Genomic DNA, 17182 nt, shown 5'->3' with positions numbered 1-17182 from the left:
AGGTGATGGCAGCCGCCGGTGGCTAGCGCAGGGATCATCTTCGCAGCGCGAGCAGCAGGCGTCGGATCGGCGATGACCGTGGCGAGTGCATTCCTCAATGTCGAAGGGCCTCACCGCAAGCGGTAGGGCCCTTCGACATCGTGCCCGGTGAGAGCAGCGGTGGAGGATACGAGTTCGAACTCGTGAGGGGTTGCCCCCAACACGCTTTCCGGCTACACGCTCTTCACCCCCCAGGCAGCCGAACTGGTCAGCGAGGGCGGCTGGACCGACCTCGTCTTCTGCGGGATCGCTACCGAGAGCTGCGTCCTGAAGTCCGCGGCCGACGCCTTCGAACACGGCTACGCACCCTGGATCGTCACCGACGCCTGCGCCAGCGACGCCGGCCCCGACGTACACGCCGCCGGCCTCGTCGTCGCCCGGCGCCTGATCGGAACCGGCCAACTTGTCACCACGGACCACGTGGCCGGCCAACTCGCCGCGTACGCAGGGGCCCCGGTGCTGGAATAGCCCCATGGGCGACACGCTGTACGACACCGACCTGATCATCATCGGCGGCGGACCCGCCGGATGCGCCGCCGCACGCATGGCCGCCAGCGTCGGCATGCGCTCGGTCCTGGTCGAGCCGGACCGGCTGTGCCGGAACCTGTACCGGATCCCGGCCCTGAACAACGTCCTCGGCGGCTACACCGGCGGCCCCGAGCTGGCCGACGCCATCGTCGCCGAGCTGAAGGGCACGGAGCTGTGCCGCCTCGCAGTCGGTCGTTACGTCACCGACCTTCACGCCGACGACGACCAGGTGGCCGCCACGTTGGACACGGGCGCCTCCCTCACCGCCCCGTACGCCATCGTCGCCACGGGCGTCGGCCCTCTCCAACCCAGCGACGCGACCTGGATCACCGCCCCCGCCGGCCTGACCCTGCCCGCGCTCTGGCAGGCCGACGCCGACGACGCCCAAGGCCGGACCCTCCTCGTCCTCGGCGGCGACCGCCCGATCGGCACCTTCCTGCGCGCCCACCCGACCACGGACACGCGCCTCCTCGTGGCGTACCCGGCGACCGACGCGTACAAGATCGACGAGATCCGCGACGACCCACGGGTCACGCTCCTCCCCGTCGATCACCTGACGCTGCACGGTGGGGAAGGTGCCCAGCTGTCGGCCGAGGCAGTGGAGCAGGACGGTACCCACCGGACGATCACGGCGGACGCGGCCTTCCTCAGCCTGGGAAGCGCCCCCACCGCCCCACCCGGAGACCTGACCCGCGGCACGGACGGCTACTGCCCGCCCACTGACCAGCACCCCCGCCTCATCGTGGCCGGCGACCTCCGCTCCGCCCGCTTCCAACGGATCATGACCGCCCTGGGCTCCGGCAGCGAAGCGGCACTGCACGCCTACTACGCGGCCAGGAACTTGCCTATCAAGGGGTGAGGCCGCGGTGTTGTGCGCCAAGGGATGGCCCTTGGAGGGGGAACCCCTGTGACCAGTAAGGCAGAAGTGGCGGTCGCTGCTGCCGTCGTCGCTCGGGGCGCGTGTGTTCTGCTCGTGCAACGACGCGTGACGGAAGGCGCCCTCTCGTGGCAGTTCCCGGCGGGAAAGATCGAACCCGGCGAAACACCACAAGAAGCCGCCGTACGTGAGACTCAAGAAGAGACCGGACTACGGGTGGCCCCACAGAAGTCGCTGGGATGCAGAGTGCACCCTCTGACGGGCCGGGAGATTCACTACGTCGCATGTCGGCCTGTCGGGGGCGAGGCGACCGTTGCGAGCGCTGGTGAAGTGGCCGACACGGTCTGGGTCACGCTCGGTGAGATTTCTCAGTACGTGCCGTACGGGCTGTTCGAGCCGGTGCAGCGCTATCTCGACGCTGTTCTGCTGGCGTGAGCCCTGCCGAGCCTGCTCCCTTGAAACGCCAAGCGTGGTGGGGGCACGGCGCCTGCTCCGGTGCCGTTCCCGTGCGGAGGCCGGGCGTCCAGGTCAGCCCGCCACCGGCACGGCTGCGGCTATCGCGTTCCGGTCCTTCCGGCCGACCAGCGGGAAGACGATCCGCATCCCCTGCTCGGTGTCGGGCGAAGAGACGACGAAGGACGAGTTGAGCACGCGCTCCTTGACCTCGGTACGGACGAGACCCGCCCGCGCGAACGTCATCAGGTGCTCTCCGGTCCGGGCGATGTTCGGGTTGGCCCTGAAGACGAAGAAGTGACGGTCGGTCATGACCAGGTACATGGGCACCGGTACGGGGATCACGGTCATCGCGCCCGCGCTGAGGACCGCCGAGGCCACCGCGAAGGCCGCCGTCCTGCGGACCGAGACCGTCCTCAGGTTCACGATGGTCGCCACCTCGACCCGCTCCCCGGGCGCGAGCAGCGGGGTGACGGCGGCGAGCAGCAGGCGGTGGCGCTTGGCGTTCATGACGTACTCCTGGAAGGGGTGGTGCGGAAGGTGGGGCAGGGGCCGGGGGGTGTCCGCGGCCCGAGCGGCCGGGAGTTGTCCACGGCCCCCGCGCCGCCGCCGGTCCTCCGCATCCCCCGCCCGTCCGTCCGGGCGTTCGCGGGCGTGGTTCCCTTGCGACAGCCAGGCCACTCTGCCATACGCTCCCTCCGGGTTCCCGGGGAGCCCTCGGGTACGGTCCGGGGAATCCAGGGCCCGCACCGTGCGCCGTCCCCTATCCTGCGGCCATGACGGAGCGGGAAGACGTGCGGCGGGCCATCGAGTCGCTTTCCACCGCGCCGCGGTCGCTGCCCGGGGCAGCGGAGGCCGCGCCGAACTCCGCAGGCCTGTACGCCTGGTGGGCGCCGCCGGACGTGCTGCCTTCGTTCCCGGGACCTTCGAACTCCGAGGACCCCGGGCGGCGGCTGCTCTACCTCGGCAAGGCCACTCGCCTGCGGAGCCGTATCGGCGCCAACCATTTCCGGCGCTCCGGGAGTTCGACCCTGCGGCGGACCCTGGCGGGGCTGCTGATGGCCACCGAGGGCTACCGCACTACCTGGACCGACCGGGTGGTCCTGGTGCCGGAGGACGAGCGACGGCTCACGGAGTGGATGAGCGGCCACCTCTCGCTCACCTGGGCCGTGCACCCAGGTCCGGGTGCGGTGGAGGACGAGCTGATCGTCCGGTGGAGGCCGCCCCTCAACGTCCGGGGCGCCGCGCGCGGGAGCGTCCGGGAAGCGGTCGAGGAGGCGCGGGCTCGGTACCGGGAGAGCGCGGGTCCCCGGCCCGCGGAAGGAGTGGAAACCGGATGACCACGGCCGAGGAGCTGTTCGGCGCCCCGCGGATCTCCGAGGCCGAGGGCGCCCGGCGGGCAGCCGGTCACCTCGTCCGCTGAGCCACCGCCCCTTCGGCGTACCGGTCGCGCTGGTCGGGCGCATGGAGGCGAACGCCCTCAGAGGCAGCCGCAGCCCGGGGTGTAGAGCAGCAGGAAAACGGCCGTCGAAGCGGCGAGGGCGAAGCCGGCGGTGGTCAGGACGGCGAGGCCCCGACGGAGCCCGCTCGCGGAGGTGCGGAAGGTCTTCCAGGCGCCGTGCGCGAGGAAGAGGCTGATCAGTCCGGCCCCCGCGATGGTCAGGCGCGGGCTGAAGGACCAGCTCAGGTAGGCGATCAGAGCCAGGCCGCCGAGCAGGGCGCAGGCGAGCGCGCTGAGGACCGCGTCGGCGACGGCTTCCCCCGCCGTGTCGACCAGGAAGTCACCCACGCCCTTCGCCACTCTGCGGACCCCCACCACGTCGCTCCAGCCTCGCGTCCGACGGCCCCGGTCAGGGCCTGGTACGGAGGACCTCCACCGAGCCGGAATGGTTGCTCGGTCCTCGGGGGACGTGGGCGGGACCACTGAGGGCGGCCGGCGCGGACGCCGCCCGAGGGCTTGCCGGGAATCGGCCCGCGGGTCCTGCGACCTGGAACGCGGTGCCGGGGCTGCCGTCGCGCACCCGTGGATCGGGTTCGGCTCTCACCCCGCCGCCAGGAACTCCGTGATCGCGGCGGCGAACCCCGGCTCGCGCACCACCGTGAGGTGGTCGCCGGGGAGCACCGTGACCCGGGCGCCCCGTATCGCGCCCGCCAGCACCTCGGGGCGTACGGCGAGCGGGTCCGCCTCCCCGGCGAGTACGAGCGTGGGCACCGCGATCCGGCCCAGTGGCACCGGCCCCCGGAACGCCGCGCGTATCTGGGCGGCCAGCGCGTACCGGTCGGACCCGGTGGCGTCGGCCAACGCGCGGAAGCCGCGCGCCTGTTCGGGGACGGTCGCCAGGTCGTCCGCGGTCAGCGCGGCCGACACCAGCTCGGGCGGCATCGCCCGGGTGTCCAGGCCGCCGACCTCCACCACACCCGCGCCGACGCCCCCGACCACCAGCCGGGTGACCCGGGAGTCGGCGGCCGCCGCCAGCAGCGCGACGACCGCGCCCATGGAGTACCCGGCGAGGTGGTACGCGTCCATGGACAGCCGGTCGGCCAGGTGCTGGACGTCGGCCGCCATCAACTCCTCGCCGTAGAAGGACTCGTCGTGCGGCCGATCGGAGACGCCGTGGCCCCGGGCGTCCAGGGCGAACACCCGGCGGCCGGCCGCGAGAAGGGCCTCCACCACACCAGGGCCCTCCCAGTTCAGCCGGGCGTGCGCGGCGAACCCGTGCAGCAGCACCACGGGGGGCAGGGCCGGGGCGGGGTCGCGGGACCAGGACCAGTACCGCAGGGTCAGTCCGTCCTCGGTGCGCAGCTCGGCGGGGTGTCCGGTGTCCGGTGGGGTCGTCATGGCACGAACGTATGCCGATGGCCCGCAGGCGCGCCGGAATCTGTGCGCGCGCACAGCCACGAGGCCGCCCTCCTGGGAGGGCGCACCGCACCCGGCCGTTCGGACGGACGGAGCGGACGCGCGTCTTCCGGCCCCGTTTACGCGGAAGTAACGTGCGGGTGTGACTCCCTCGACGACCGTGCACAGTCCGCTCCGGCTGTACGGCCGCAGCGGTGAACTCGCCATACTGGAAACCCTCTTGGACCGCCTCGCGCAGGGCGACGGCGGTGCGCTCGTGGTGACCGCGCCGCCCGGCCTCGGCCGCAGCGCCCTGCTGGACGCGGCGGCCGGAACGCACCGCGCCCGCAACCGGGGACCCGTGCTGCACGTGACGGCCGTCCCGGCCGAGCGCCGCATCCCGCACAGCGGGCTGCACGCGCTGCTCTGCGCGGCCCCCGGCCCGCTCCCCGTACCGCCCGGGCGGGTGCTGCGCTCCGGCATCGGCCCCGACGCGCTGCTCGCCCTGCTGCGGGAGACCGGCGCCGACCGGCCGGTACTGGTCTGCGTGGACGACGCGCACGCCTGGGACCCCCGGTCCCGGGAGGTCCTCGGCTTCGCGGCCCGCCGGCTGGGTGCGGGCAGCCGGGTCGCCGTGCTGATCGCCTCGGCCGACGAGACCAGCTTCGCCGGACTGCCCGCGCTGCGCCTCGGCCCGCTCGACGACGAGGCGGCGGCCTGCCTGCTGGAGCGCTGCACCGGCAAGGCCCCCGACATCGACCCGGTGGTCCGCGGCGAGCTGCTGCGGGAGGCGGCGGGCAACCCGCGGCTGCTCGCCGGGCTCGCGGGGCACCTCACCGCGGACCAGCTGGCCGGCCGCACGGTGCTGCCGTTCCCGCTGCCCGGCGGCGAGAGCGTGCTCGACGCCCACGCCGCCCAGCTCGACGGCCTCCCCGCGGAGACCCGTGACCTGTTGCTGCTGGCCGCCGCCGCCCAGGAGCACGAGCCGCAGGGCACCGGCGCCGACGCCGGGCTGCTGCTGCGGGCCGGCAACCGGGCCGGACTCGGCGCCGGCCTCCTCGACCGCGCGCTCTTCGGGCCCGGCGGCATCCCCGGAGTCCTCGAACGCACCGGCAGCCGCGTCCATTTCAGCCATCCCCTGCTGGGCCGCGCGGTACTGCGGCACGCCCCGCCCGTGCACCGGCGGGCCGCCCACGAACTGCTCGCCGCCCTGCTCGGCCGGGCCTCCGCGCATCCGCTGCCCGCCCTGGTGCAGCGTGCCTGCGCCGCCCCGGCTCCGGACGCCGCCCTCGCGAGCGCGCTGGAGCGGGCGGCCACCGCACCACGGCCGCACGCCGAACGCTCGGCCGCCCTCACCCGCGCCGCCCTGCTCTCCACGGACGAGGCGGACCGGGCCGCCCGGTTCGCCGGGGCCGCCGAACACGCCCGCCTCGCCGGCGACACCGGCCGCGCCCGGGCCCTGCTCGCCCGGGTCGCCGACGCCCCGGGCGGTGCCGCGTCCCGGCCCGTACCGGCGGACGGGCTCACCCGGTTCACCCGCGGGATGCTCGCCCTGCGCGACGGCCCGGCCACCGACGCCCGCGAGACGCTCCTCGCCGCCGCGGCCGGGCTCGCGCCCCACGATCCGGCGCGCGCCCTCACCGCCCTGCTCGCCGCGGCCGAGGCCGCCTGGGTGAGCGGCGACGCCATCGCCTACCTCGCCGCCCTCGACCGGGTCCCCGCCCGCCCGCACGACCCGGCCGTCGCTCCCTATCTCGGGGGCGTACGGGCGGTGTTCGCGGGACGCATGGCCGAGGGCCACGCGCTGCTGGCGCAGTGCCTGCGCGCCGCCGAGGCCGACGAGGACCCTCCGGCGCTGCTGCGGGCGGGCGCCTGCGCACTGGTGGTCGGCGAGGCCGAGAGCGCCTGCCGGGCCGGGGCCCGCGCGCTCGCCGCCGTACGGAGCAAGGGCCCCGAGGTCCTCCTCGCGCACGCCCTGGAACAGCTCGCCTACGCCGAACTGCGGGCCGGCCGGCACGCCAGGGCGCGGGCGCACGCACTGGAGGGCCTGCACGCTGCCCGCCGTACCGGGCAGTCCAACTCCACCACCCATCTGCACGCGGTGCTCGCGCTCACCGCCTCGGTGGAAGGGCCCGCCGAGGCCTGTGCCGCGCACGCGGACGCCGCGCTGGCCGGGGCGGGGCCGCACGGTCTCGCCCAGGCCGCCACCCTCGCCACCTGGGCGATCGCCCGCGCCGGCCTCGCGGCGGGACGCGCCGAAGAGGCGGCGGCGCGGCTCGCCCCCCTGGTGCGCCCCGGCCCGCGCCACGGCCACTTCGGCATCCGGATGCTCGCCCTGCCGTGCTACGTCGAAGCCGCCGTACTCGGCGGCCGGTCCACCGAATGGGCCGCCGAACTTCAAGACGCCGTACGTGAGTTCGAGATCTGGACCAGCCGCACCACCGACCCGCACGCCCCCGCCCAACTCGCCCGCTGCCGCGCGCTGCTGGCCCCCGCAGAGGAGGCCGAGGCCCGGTACACGGAAGCCCTCGCCCATCACGACCGGGCCGGCGGCGACTTCGAGCGCGCCCGCACCCAACTCCTCTACGGTCAGTGGCTGCGCAGGCGGCGGCGTACCAGGGAGGCCCGCGGCCCGCTCCGTGACGCCCTGGTCGGTTTTGAACGTTGTTCCGCCCGCGCCTGGGTGGACCGGGCGGCCGGTGAACTGCGCGCCGCGGGCGAGGCGGTGGACGCCCCGGCGGCCGACACCGGGCCGGCGGCCGGGCTCACCCCCCAGCAGCAGCGCATCGCCCACTGCGTCGCGGAGGGCGCCACCAACCGGGAGATCGCCCGGCGGCTTTCGGTCAGCCCTCGCACGGTCGACCACCATCTGCGCAACATCTTCGCCCTCCTCGGGGTCCGCTCCCGCACCGAACTGGCCCGGGTGATGGGCCGTTGGCCTTGAGAGCGGCGGGAGTGGGAAGATCCGGCCATGGACCGACCGCCCTACTCGGCTGCTTGGCTCGCGCGATGGCGGCAGGAGATCACGGACGTGGTGGGCGTGATGCTCCTGGCCTTCGAGGAGACGCACGGCTTCGGGCAGGGTGACAACCGGGTCCGCGTCGCCGACGAGGACGAGCGCCGCGCTGCCCGCGACCTGGCCCGGGAGCCACTGGTGTTCGATGATTTGCTGACGTTCTACGAATCCATCGGCGAGGTCGCCCTTGCGGACGTGGGCAACGGCTACTTCATCCACACGGCGCGTGATGTTCTGCGCCGGCTCTCGGAGGAAGGCGCCGTCTTCGTGCCGGAGGCCGACGACCCGCACGGCATGGTGATCGGCTCGGACGGAGGAGGCCATCTGTTCGTTGCCGACTGGGGCGGCGCGATCCACCGGACGCGGACCGCCTCCCTGGACGCGGAGGAGTTCGACAGGGTCGCGGACGACCTGCCGGAGTTCCTCGATCTCCTTCGCGGAGCCGTGGTCCGATTCGCGGAGACGGGCGAACCCGGCCTTTCGTAGGAACCTTGGGCGCGGAGCTCCGAGGGGCCTCCGGTCTTCCCCGACGCGGACCCGTCCCGACGCGGGCCCGCCCTGTCAGCCCCGTCCGTCCTGCCCGGCCCCTCGCGCCCCGCCCGCCTCCGTGGCCGAATGTGTCCGGCAGGTTGCCGGACCGTGATGATAAGAACCACGCACACCCCTAGGTACCGACTGGCCGGTATGCCATTCTGCGGGCGTCAGGATCGTTCGGTTGCGCTCGTGCCCCTGCCGGGCCGGGTGCCCGGGCCGGCGCCCAACGGCCCGGCCGATTCCCGGTGGAGGCCCCCATGCCACAGGTCGTACGTCCTCGGATCAGGGCGCTGCGCGCGACGCCCCCCGTGACGCCGCTGCCCCAGCGCTTCCGCTCGCTGGCCGACCGGGAGGCGGTCGAGGTGCTGCACCGCTCGGCCCGGGTGCTGCTCGAAGAGCTGCCCGAGCTGACGGAACGGCTGGTCGAGGTGTTGTACGAACAGGAGCCCGGCTACCGCGCGGCGATCGAGTCCACCCGCGCCGACATCTGGCAGGAGGTCCACCACTCGCTGCGCCACAACGTCGGCTCGCTCATCCAGCCCCGTGAGTTCCGCGAGGCCGCCCACCGCACCACCCGCTGGATCGGCGAGATCAGGGCCGAGCAGGGCGTACCGCTCGACGCCGTCCTGCACGCGTTCCGCCTCGGCGGCGCGATGGTCTGGCAGGGCCTCGTGGACGAGACGGCCCGCCGCGATCCCGAGGACGTACGCCTCCTCGTCCATGTCGCCGCCGACGTGTGGAACTTCGTCGACGAGCACTGCGGAGTCCTCACCGACGCCTACCGGCAGGCGGAACGGCGCATCGACTGGCGCCGGGAGAACCGTCAACGCCTCATGACCGCAGCCCTGTTGGACGGCACCGCCCGCATCGCCGACCTGCCCGACGCCGCGACGACGCTGGGGCTTCCGGAGGACGGCCGGTACGCGGTCCTCGCCGTACGTACAGACCGGCGCGCCCCGCACGCCGCCACCGCCCCGCCCGTGGCCCTGCCGGACGGAGTCGTCGCGCTCTGGCACACCGACGCCGACACCGAACTCGCCATCGTGGCCCTGGAATCCGCGGCCGCGGATACGTCCGGGGGGTGCGCGGAGAAACCGGGCACGGGAGACGAACTCGCCCGCCTCGCCGCCGGTATGACCGTCCCGGCCGGTACGGGCGTCGGGGTCGGCTCCGCGGTCGAGGGGCTCGCCGCGCTCGGCGAGGCCCGGCGGCTCGCCGGGACGGCCCTGCGGGCCTGCCCGGCCTCCGGCGGGGTCGTCCTGCTCGACGAACACCTGCCGACCGCGCTGGTCGTCTCCTCGCCCGCCCTCGGGAACGCGCTCGCCGACCGGGTGCTCGGGCCCCTCGACGGCATCGACCCCGCCGACCGGGACGTCCTCATCGAGACGCTCACCGCCTGGCTCGAGGCCGACGGTTCGGCCCAGCGGGCCGGGGCGCGGCTCTACTGCCACCGCAACACCGTGCTGAACCGGCTGCGGCGGTTCGAGCAGCTCTCCGGGCGCTGCCTGACCCGCCCGGCGGACGCGGTGGAGGTCTGCCTGGCGCTGGCGGCGCGGCGGTTGCTCGGCGGCTGACATCAACCACCGCATGAGGAAGGCGAGTGAGGGGGTAAGGGTGTGACGGCACACAAGGTGCGGGCCCGGTTCCTGTACCGGCGCATCCCCGAACGCCCGTGCCCTGTACGCCGGGCGGACGCTCTGGTGCCGTACCCGTCATGTCCTCCCTCACCGACGCGCGTTCCCTCGCGGTCGTCATCTTCCTCGGGTTCGTCGCCCTCTCCCTGCTGCTCTGCGGCCTCGCCGCCGCCGACCAGGACGACCCGGAACACTTCTACGCGGGCGGCGGAGCGGCCCTCGGGCCCGTCGGCGGGGGACTCGCCATCGCCGGGGACTACGTCTCCGCCGCCACCCTGCTCTCCACCACCGGCTCCGTGGCGCTCGCCGGGTTCGACGGGGTGACCTTCGCGCTCGCGACCGTCGCCTCGCTGGTGCTCTTCATGCGCCTCTTCTCCGAACGGCTGCGCGCCGCAGGGGTGTTCACCCTCGGAGACTTCCTCGCGCGACGGCTCGCAGACCCCGCGGTCCGCAGGGCGCTGGGCGTCGCCGCCCTGGCCGTGCTCGCCCCGCTCCTGCTCGTACAACTCACCACCGCGGGCAAGGTGATGGCGGCCATGTTCGGACTCCCCGAGGGAGCGGTGACCGGATGCACCGTGGCCAGCGGGGCCCTGATGGTGGGTTACTCCGCCTTCGGCGGGATGCGCGGCACCGGATACGTCCAGATCCTCAAGGTCGGCGTGGTGGTGGCCGCCGTCACCCTGCTCGCCGGACTCGTCCTCGCCCGGTACGGCTGGTCGCCCTTCGCCCTCTTCGACGCCGCACGCGAGGGCAGCGGGGCCGGCTCCGGCTACGCCTCGCCCGGCGCCCAGTTCGGACGTACCGGCACGGGGGTGCTGGACCTGATCGGGTTCCAGGTCACCCTCGTCCTGGGCGCCGCCTGCATGCCGCACCTCACCATGCGCCTGCACCCCCTGCGCGACGCCCGTACCGCGCGCCGCGTGCGGGCCTGGGCCGTCGCTCCGGTCGCCGTCCTCTGCGCCGGGATCGTCGTCGTGGGACTCGGCGCCTCGGCCCTGCTCGGCGCGGAGGCGCTGCGTGCCGCGGACCCCGGCGGCAACACCGCCCTGCTGATGGTGACCGGCGCACTGGACCCCGGCGCCGTCGGCCCCCGCGAGAGCCCGCTGTTCGCCGTCGTCGCCTGCGCCGCCTTCGCCACCACCCTCGCCGCGGTGGCCGGCATCACCCTCGCCGCCGCCTCCAGCGTCGCCCGGGACTTCGCCGCGCACTCCGGCGCCCAGGGCGAGGGGAAAGCCTCCGCCCGGGAGATCCGCCGGGCCCGCCGGGCCGTCCTCGCGATCGGCGCGCTCGCCGTCCTCGTCTCCGCGTACACCCACGAGCGCAACCCGCAGGTCCTGCTCTCGTTCTCCTTCGCCGCCGCCGCGTCCGTCCTGCCGCCAGTCCTGCTGAACGCCCTCTTCCGCCCCGGCTTCACCGCCCGCGCGGTGCGCCGGACCGTCTACGGGACCCTGCCGCTGATCGTGCTCCTGATGGCGTTCTCACCGGCGGTCTCGGGGACCCCGATCGCCCTCTTCCCGGACCGCGACTTCCACTGGTTCCCCTTGCAGACCCCGGGGCTCGTCACCATCCCGGTGGGCTTCCTGCTCGCCCACCTCGGGTCCCGCCGCCCCGCCCGCGAGCGCGGCGAGCACACCACCGGGCGCGCCGCTCGCCACGGGGCGCCGGCCACCACCGCCGCGTACGGCCCGGGTACGCCCCGGACCTGAGAACCACGGGCCCGGGCCCGTGGTTCTCACATCCCCAGCTGCGACAGCTGGAGCCGCTCCACCGCGTCCTCCTCGCCTTCCAGGCCCACCGTCGTCGCCGACTGCCGGCCGAACGCGAAGAGCAGCAGCTCGCCCGGCTCCCCGGTCACCGTCACCACCGGGGTGCCCTTGCGTGCCACCGCCGTCCGCCCGTCCGGGCGGCGCAGCACCAGCCCGACCGGGGAGCGGTGCCCCAGCATCCGGGCGGTCCGCTCCATCCGCGCCCACAGGACGTCCGCGAACACCGGGTCCAGCTCCCGCCGCGACCAGTCGGGCTGTGCCCGGCGGACGTCCTCGGCGTGCACGTAGAACTCCACGGTGTTGGCGGCCTCGTCCACCTGCTTCAGCCCGAACGGGGAGAAGCGCGGCGGACCCGTGCGGATGAGCTGGATCAGCTCCTCGTACGGCTTGTCCGCGTACTCCTGGCGCACCCGCTCCATACGGCCCTTCAGCGGGCCCACCACGATCCCCGCGGCCGCGTCCGCCCGGCGCTCCCGCACCACCACGTGAGCGGCCAGGTCCCGGGTCAGCCAGCCGTCGCACAGGGTCGGCGCCCCGGGCCCCGCCGCCTCCAACAGGTCGGCTAGCAGAAGACGTTCACGCTTCGCATGGGTCGACATGTCAGCCAGCCTACGACCGCGGCACACGGTCCGCCCAGTGGACCGGACGCCTTCGGGCGCCCTGGATCGCGGCACAATGGGGCCCATGAGCAGCACGCCCCCGTCCGGCACGCCCGGTACCCCGCCCACAGGCACCCTCGACCCCGCCGTGGCCGCGCGCCTCAAGCGCGGCGCGGACGGACTCGTCCCCGCCATCGCCCAGCAGTACGACACCGGTGAGGTGCTCATGCTCGGCTGGATGGACGACGAGGCCCTGCACCGCACCCTGACCACCGGCCGCTGCACCTACTGGTCCCGCAGCCGCCAGGAGTACTGGGTCAAGGGCGACACCTCCGGCCACACCCAGCGCGTCGTCTCCGTGGCCCTCGACTGCGACGCCGACACCGTCCTCGTCAAGGTCGACCAGACGGGCGCCGCCTGCCACACCGGCGCCCGCACCTGCTTCGACCGCGACGTCCTGCTCGACACAGACACCCCGTGAGGCCGGCCGACATGGATCTCGACACCTTCCGCAAGCTGGCCGTGGACCGGCGCGTCATCCCCGTCGTGCGGCGGCTCCTCGCGGACGGCGACACCCCGGTCGGGCTCTACCGGAAACTCGCCGCCGAACGCCCCGGCACCTTCCTGCTGGAATCCGCCGAGAACGGCCGCACCTGGTCCCGGTACTCCTTCATCGGGGTCCACAGCCACGCCACGCTCACCGCCCGCGACGGCCAGGCCCACTGGATCGGCACCCCGCCGGTCGGCGTCCCCCTGGACGGCGACCCGCTCCAGGCGCTCCGCGCCACCACCGAGGCGCTGCACACCCCCCGCGACCTCGCGGGCACCGAGGGCCTGCCGCCCTTCACCGGCGGCATGGTCGGCTACCTCGGCTACGACATCGTGCGCCGCCTGGAACGCATCGGCGACCACGGAGGCGACGACCTCGGCCTCCCCGAGCTCACCATGATGCTCACCTCCGACCTCGCCGTCCTCGACCACTGGGACGGCACCGTCCTGCTGATCGCCAACGCGATCAACCACAACGACCTGGAGAGCGGCGTCGAGGAGGCGTACACCGACGCCGTCGCCCGCCTCGACGCCATGGAGCGCGACCTGCGCCGCCCCGTCGAGAACGCCCCCGCCGTCCTGCCCCCCTCCGAGCTGCCGCCGTACACCGCCCTCTGGGGCGGCCCGGCCTACCAGGAGGCCGTCGAGGACATCAAGGAGCGCATCCGGGCCGGCGAGGCCTTCCAGGTCGTGCCCTCCCAGCGCTTCGAGACGCCCTGCACCGCGAGCGCGCTCGACGTCTACCGGGTGCTGCGGGCCACCAACCCGTCCCCGTACATGTACCTCTTCCGGTTCGACGGCTTCGACGTCGTCGGCTCCAGCCCCGAGGCCCTGGTCAAGGTCGAGGACGGCCGCGCCATGGTCCACCCCATCGCCGGCACCCGGCACCGGGGCGCCACCCCGCAGGAGGACCAGGCCCTCGCCGAGGAACTCCTCGCCGACCCCAAGGAGCGCGCCGAGCACCTCATGCTCGTCGACCTCGGCCGCAACGACCTCGGCCGCGTCTGCGAACCCGGCAGCGTCGAAGTGGTCGACTTCATGTCCGTGGAGAAGTACTCCCACGTGATGCACATCGTGTCGACCGTCACCGGCCGCGTCGCCGAGGACCGCACCGCCTTCGACGTCCTCACCGCCTGCTTCCCCGCCGGCACCCTCTCCGGAGCGCCCAAGCCGCGCGCCATGCAGATCATCGAGGAGCTCGAACCCAACCGCAGGGGCCTGTACGGAGGCTGCGTCGGCTACCTCGACTTCGCCGGCGACTCCGACACCGCCATCGCCATCCGCACCGCGCTGCTCCGCGACGGCACCGCCTACGTCCAGGCCGGAGCCGGCGTGGTCGCCGACTCCGACCCGGTGGCCGAGGACAACGAGTGCCGCAACAAGGCGGCCGCCGTGCTCCGCGCCGTCCACACCGCCAACCGGCTCCGCGACCACGGAGCGCCCACCGGGTGACCCCGGGCCCGTCGGGGGCCAGCCGCTGCGCGCCGGGGCGGTAGGGGATAGTGGAAGGCGTGAGCGCCGTCCCCGTACCCCAGCCCCGTTCCCGCACCACCGCCCCCGACGCCCCCGGCAGCCGCCGGAGCCTGGCCCTCGGGCTGCTCCTCGGCGCGGTCGGGGCCGCCGTCGTCCTGCTCGCCTCCGGGCAGACCTGGGCCCGGGGCGAGGCCCCCGTCGCCGGCGGCAGCCTCCCGCTGACCGCCGACGGGCAGGACGTCACCGGCGTCCCCGCCGCGCTGGCGATCGTCGGCCTCGCCGCCCTGGTCGCCGTCTTCGCCGTCCGGGGCGCCGGGCGTTACGTCGTCGCCGGACTGCTGGCCGTCAGCGGTCTCGGCGCCGGCCTCAGCGCCTGGCTCGGAGCCTCCGACAGCGCCGCCCTGGACGAGAAGGCCGCGGCCACCACCGGTGACGCCGCCTCCACCATCGACGCCCTCAGCCACACCGCGTGGCCCTGGGTCACCGCCCTGGGCGGCCTGTTCATCCTGGTCGCCGGGGTACTCGCGCTGCGCTTCGGAAGCCGCTGGCCCACCATGTCCGGCCGCTACGAGCGCGACGGCACCCCCCGCCCCCGCAAGGCTCCCGCGACCCCCCGGGACCCCGACCGGCCCGAGGAGCTGTGGAAGGCGCTGGACCGGGGCGAGGACCCCACGGGCTAGGGTGTGTCGTCAAACTGCCGTCTGCCGGGCGACGCCTGGCACGCACGCTCGCCGCGTTGTCGGGATCACCCCGATACATCCAGTATCGGGGCGACCCTCCGCCTTGCGATCGCACGCACCAGACGCCGCCCGGCCCGGCCTCCGGCCGGACAACGACACTTTGACGACACACCCTGGGCGGCCCGCCGGGCCGGCCACCCGGAAGGCCCCCGGACACGACCTGGAGCACCGACCCCCCGGCTCACGTCCCGCCTCCGCGTACGGGACAATGGGGTCGGGCCTGTCCATCGCACCCCCGGTGCGGTGGCACCGCACACCACGCACACCGCGCAACACCAACGAGGAGCAACTCATGGCGGGCAGCAGCCACGGACACACCCCGGCCGCCTGGACCGGTGTCATCATCTCGTTCATCGGCTTCTGCGTCGCAGGCGTCTTCATGGTCGCGGCCAACCCGGCCGGATTCTGGGCCGGCATCGGCGTGGTCCTCGCGGGCGCCGTCGTGGGCCTGGCGATGAAGATGGCCGGACTCGGCATGCCGAAGGAGACCCCGGAGTACGCCGCCGCCCGTGCGCGCGCCGGTGAGGCCCAGCTCGGCCACTGACGTACGCCCCGTGGCGGGGCCCCTCCCGTCGGGGTCCGGCCCCGCCAGGTGCGACCGCGCGACACGCGAGGCGCAGCCCCACCCGGGCTGCGCCTTTCCGCGTACCGGGGGCACAATCGCCGGGTGGACGCCTCGCCCCTCCCCGCCGCGACCCCGCCCCCGGACGCACCCACCGGGCCCGCCCCGGCCGGCCCGCGACCGCCGGACCCGCACCTGCCGGACCCGTACGCCCAACGCCGTCCGGAGCCGGGCATGCGGCGGTTCGCGGCGCCGGCCGGCACCCTCCTCGCCGTCGTCGGCGCCTTCGGTTACGTCGCCGCCGTCGACCCGGGCGAACCCGGGCACTACCCGGTCTGCCCGCTCTTCCGCCTGACCGGCCTGCTCTGCCCCGGCTGCGGCGGACTGCGCAGCGCCCACGCCTTCGCCCACGGCGACTTCGTCACAGCCCTCGGCGACAACGCCCTCGCCGTCACCGGCTACGTCCTCTTCGCCGCTCTCTGGTCGCTCTGGCTCGTACGGACCGCCCGCCGAAGGCCCCTGCGGCTGGGCCTGCCGCCCCGCTGGTACTGGGGGACCGGCGCGGTGCTGCTGGCCTTCAGCGTCGTACGGAACCTGCCCATCGGCGCCGCGCTGGCACCCTGAGCCACCCCCTGCCGGACCGGCCCGCGGACCACCTGTTGGGATGCCGACCGGCCGGATGCTGGCCCAGCGCCCCGCTGCGGATACCATCGAGATGGCTGATCCTGTTGCATCATTCGTTCGTTCCGGAAGGGGGCCGCTCGCGTGAGTGTGCTCGACGAGATCATTGACGGCGTCCGTGCGGACCTTGCGGAGCGGCAGGCGCGCGTCAGCCTCGACGAGCTCAAGGAACGCGCTGCGCGCGCCCCCCGGGCCAAGGACGGAGTCGCCGCACTGCGCGGCGAGGGCGTCAACGTCATCTGCGAGGTCAAGCGCTCCAGCCCCTCCAAGGGAGCCCTGGCAGCCATCGCCGACCCGGCCGCGCTCGCCGCGGACTACGAGGCCGGCGGCGCTTCCGTCATCTCCGTCCTCACCGAGCAGCGCCGCTTCGGCGGCTCGCTCGCGGACCTGGAAGCCGTCCGCGCCAAGGTCGACATCCCCATCCTGCGCAAGGACTTCATCGTCACCTCCTACCAGCTGTGGGAGGCCCGTGCCTACGGCGCCGACCTCGCCCTGCTGATCGTCGCCGCCCTCGACCAGGAGGCCCTCGTCTCCCTGATCGAGCGGGCCGAGTCCATCGGCCTCACCCCGCTCGTCGAGGCCCACGACGAGGAGGAGGCCGAACGCGCGGTCGCCGCCGGCGCCCGCATCATCGGCGTCAACGCCCGCAACCTCAAGGACCTCAAGGTCGACCGCTCCACCTTCGAGCGGGTCGCCCCCGAGATCCCCGACCACATCGTCAAGGTCGCCGAATCCGGCGTCCGGGGCCCGCACGACCTGATCGCGTACGCCAACGCGGGCGCGGACGCCGTGCTCGTCGGCGAGTCGCTCGTCACCGGCCGCGACCCGCGCGCCGCCGTCGCCGACCTGGTCGCCGCCGGCACCCACCCCGCGCTCCGGCACGGACGGGGCTGAC

The 17182-nt window shown here is 74.4% G+C and carries 17 protein-coding genes and 1 pseudogene; 14 read left to right on the top strand and 4 right to left on the bottom strand.

The features are described from left to right. Positions 1-225: 225 nt before the first annotated feature. From OHA55_RS05520 to OHA55_RS05510, 3 genes and pseudogenes are all read left to right on the top strand, one after another. Positions 226-507 (top strand): annotated as a pseudogene (locus OHA55_RS05520) (isochorismatase family protein); the annotation flags it as partial. 4 nt (positions 508-511) lie between these two features. Further along, a complete protein-coding gene (locus OHA55_RS05515) occupies positions 512-1426 on the top strand; it encodes an FAD-dependent oxidoreductase (protein ID WP_266703330.1) in 915 nt (304 codons plus the stop codon). A gap of 48 nt (positions 1427-1474) precedes the next feature. Next, entirely contained in the window at positions 1475-1879 is a 405-nt protein-coding gene (locus OHA55_RS05510) for an NUDIX hydrolase (protein WP_266703329.1), read from the top strand. Positions 1880-1972: 93 nt separating this feature from the next. On the opposite strand, the gene OHA55_RS05505 is transcribed toward OHA55_RS05510, so the two are convergent. Beyond that, positions 1973-2407, bottom strand: a complete 435-nt coding sequence (locus tag OHA55_RS05505; protein ID WP_266703328.1) for a hypothetical protein — start codon at positions 2405-2407, stop codon at positions 1973-1975. 266 nt (positions 2408-2673) lie between these two features. Between OHA55_RS05505 and OHA55_RS05500 the strand changes: the two genes are divergently transcribed. After that, positions 2674-3237 carry a GIY-YIG nuclease family protein gene (locus OHA55_RS05500; RefSeq protein ID WP_266703327.1) on the top strand — a complete coding sequence of 188 codons (564 nt, stop codon included), beginning with the start codon at positions 2674-2676 and terminating at the stop codon, positions 3235-3237. A gap of 140 nt (positions 3238-3377) precedes the next feature. On the opposite strand, the gene OHA55_RS05495 is transcribed toward OHA55_RS05500, so the two are convergent. Next, positions 3378-3713, bottom strand: a complete 336-nt coding sequence (locus OHA55_RS05495) for a lysine transporter LysE (RefSeq protein ID WP_266703326.1) — start codon at positions 3711-3713, stop codon at positions 3378-3380. Positions 3714-3938: 225 nt separating this feature from the next. After that, positions 3939-4736 carry an alpha/beta fold hydrolase gene (locus OHA55_RS05490; protein WP_266703325.1) on the bottom strand — a complete coding sequence of 266 codons (798 nt, stop codon included), beginning with the start codon at positions 4734-4736 and terminating at the stop codon, positions 3939-3941. 160 nt (positions 4737-4896) lie between these two features. On the opposite strand from OHA55_RS05490, the gene OHA55_RS05485 reads away from it, so the two are divergent. The 4 genes from OHA55_RS05485 (at position 4897) to OHA55_RS05470 (ending at position 11623) form a co-directional block, all read left to right on the top strand. After that, entirely contained in the window at positions 4897-7677 is a 2781-nt protein-coding gene (locus OHA55_RS05485) for a LuxR family transcriptional regulator (protein WP_266703324.1), read from the top strand. A 27-nt stretch (positions 7678-7704) separates the two neighbouring features. Beyond that, positions 7705-8235 (top strand): SMI1/KNR4 family protein, encoded by a 531-nt coding sequence (locus OHA55_RS05480; RefSeq protein WP_266703322.1) that lies wholly within the window; start codon positions 7705-7707, stop codon positions 8233-8235. A gap of 305 nt (positions 8236-8540) precedes the next feature. Further along, a complete protein-coding gene (locus OHA55_RS05475; protein ID WP_266703320.1) occupies positions 8541-9857 on the top strand; it encodes a CdaR family transcriptional regulator in 1317 nt (438 codons plus the stop codon). 140 nt (positions 9858-9997) lie between these two features. Next, on the top strand, positions 9998-11623 hold the full coding sequence (locus OHA55_RS05470; protein ID WP_266703319.1) for a cation acetate symporter: 1626 nt from the start codon (positions 9998-10000) through the stop codon (positions 11621-11623). A 26-nt stretch (positions 11624-11649) separates the two neighbouring features. On the opposite strand, the gene OHA55_RS05465 is transcribed toward OHA55_RS05470, so the two are convergent. Beyond that, on the bottom strand, positions 11650-12282 hold the full coding sequence (locus OHA55_RS05465; protein ID WP_266703318.1) for a TIGR03085 family metal-binding protein: 633 nt from the start codon (positions 12280-12282) through the stop codon (positions 11650-11652). Between the two features lie 85 nt (positions 12283-12367). Between OHA55_RS05465 and hisI the strand changes: the two genes are divergently transcribed. From hisI to trpC, 6 genes are all read left to right on the top strand, one after another. Beyond that, complete coding sequence (gene hisI / locus OHA55_RS05460) at positions 12368-12763, top strand: phosphoribosyl-AMP cyclohydrolase (RefSeq protein WP_266703316.1); 396 nt, start codon at positions 12368-12370, stop codon at positions 12761-12763. 11 nt (positions 12764-12774) lie between these two features. Beyond that, entirely contained in the window at positions 12775-14283 is a 1509-nt protein-coding gene (locus OHA55_RS05455; protein WP_266703314.1) for an anthranilate synthase component I, read from the top strand. A gap of 50 nt (positions 14284-14333) precedes the next feature. Continuing rightward, positions 14334-14984, top strand: a complete 651-nt coding sequence (locus OHA55_RS05450) for a TIGR02234 family membrane protein (protein WP_266703312.1) — start codon at positions 14334-14336, stop codon at positions 14982-14984. Positions 14985-15336: 352 nt separating this feature from the next. Beyond that, positions 15337-15588, top strand: a complete 252-nt coding sequence (locus tag OHA55_RS05445) for an HGxxPAAW family protein (protein WP_266703310.1) — start codon at positions 15337-15339, stop codon at positions 15586-15588. A gap of 123 nt (positions 15589-15711) precedes the next feature. Further along, positions 15712-16230 carry a DUF2752 domain-containing protein gene (locus tag OHA55_RS05440; protein ID WP_266703308.1) on the top strand — a complete coding sequence of 173 codons (519 nt, stop codon included), beginning with the start codon at positions 15712-15714 and terminating at the stop codon, positions 16228-16230. 141 nt (positions 16231-16371) lie between these two features. Next, positions 16372-17181: an indole-3-glycerol phosphate synthase TrpC gene (gene trpC, locus OHA55_RS05435; RefSeq protein ID WP_266703306.1), complete on the top strand. Its 810-nt coding sequence runs from the start codon at positions 16372-16374 to the stop codon at positions 17179-17181. The last annotated feature ends 1 nt before the right edge of the window (position 17182 follow it).

The organism is Streptomyces sp. NBC_00102 (assembly GCF_026343115.1).
Classification (GTDB): domain Bacteria; phylum Actinomycetota; class Actinomycetes; order Streptomycetales; family Streptomycetaceae; genus Streptomyces.
This window is presented reverse-complemented; position numbering and strand designations above follow the sequence as displayed.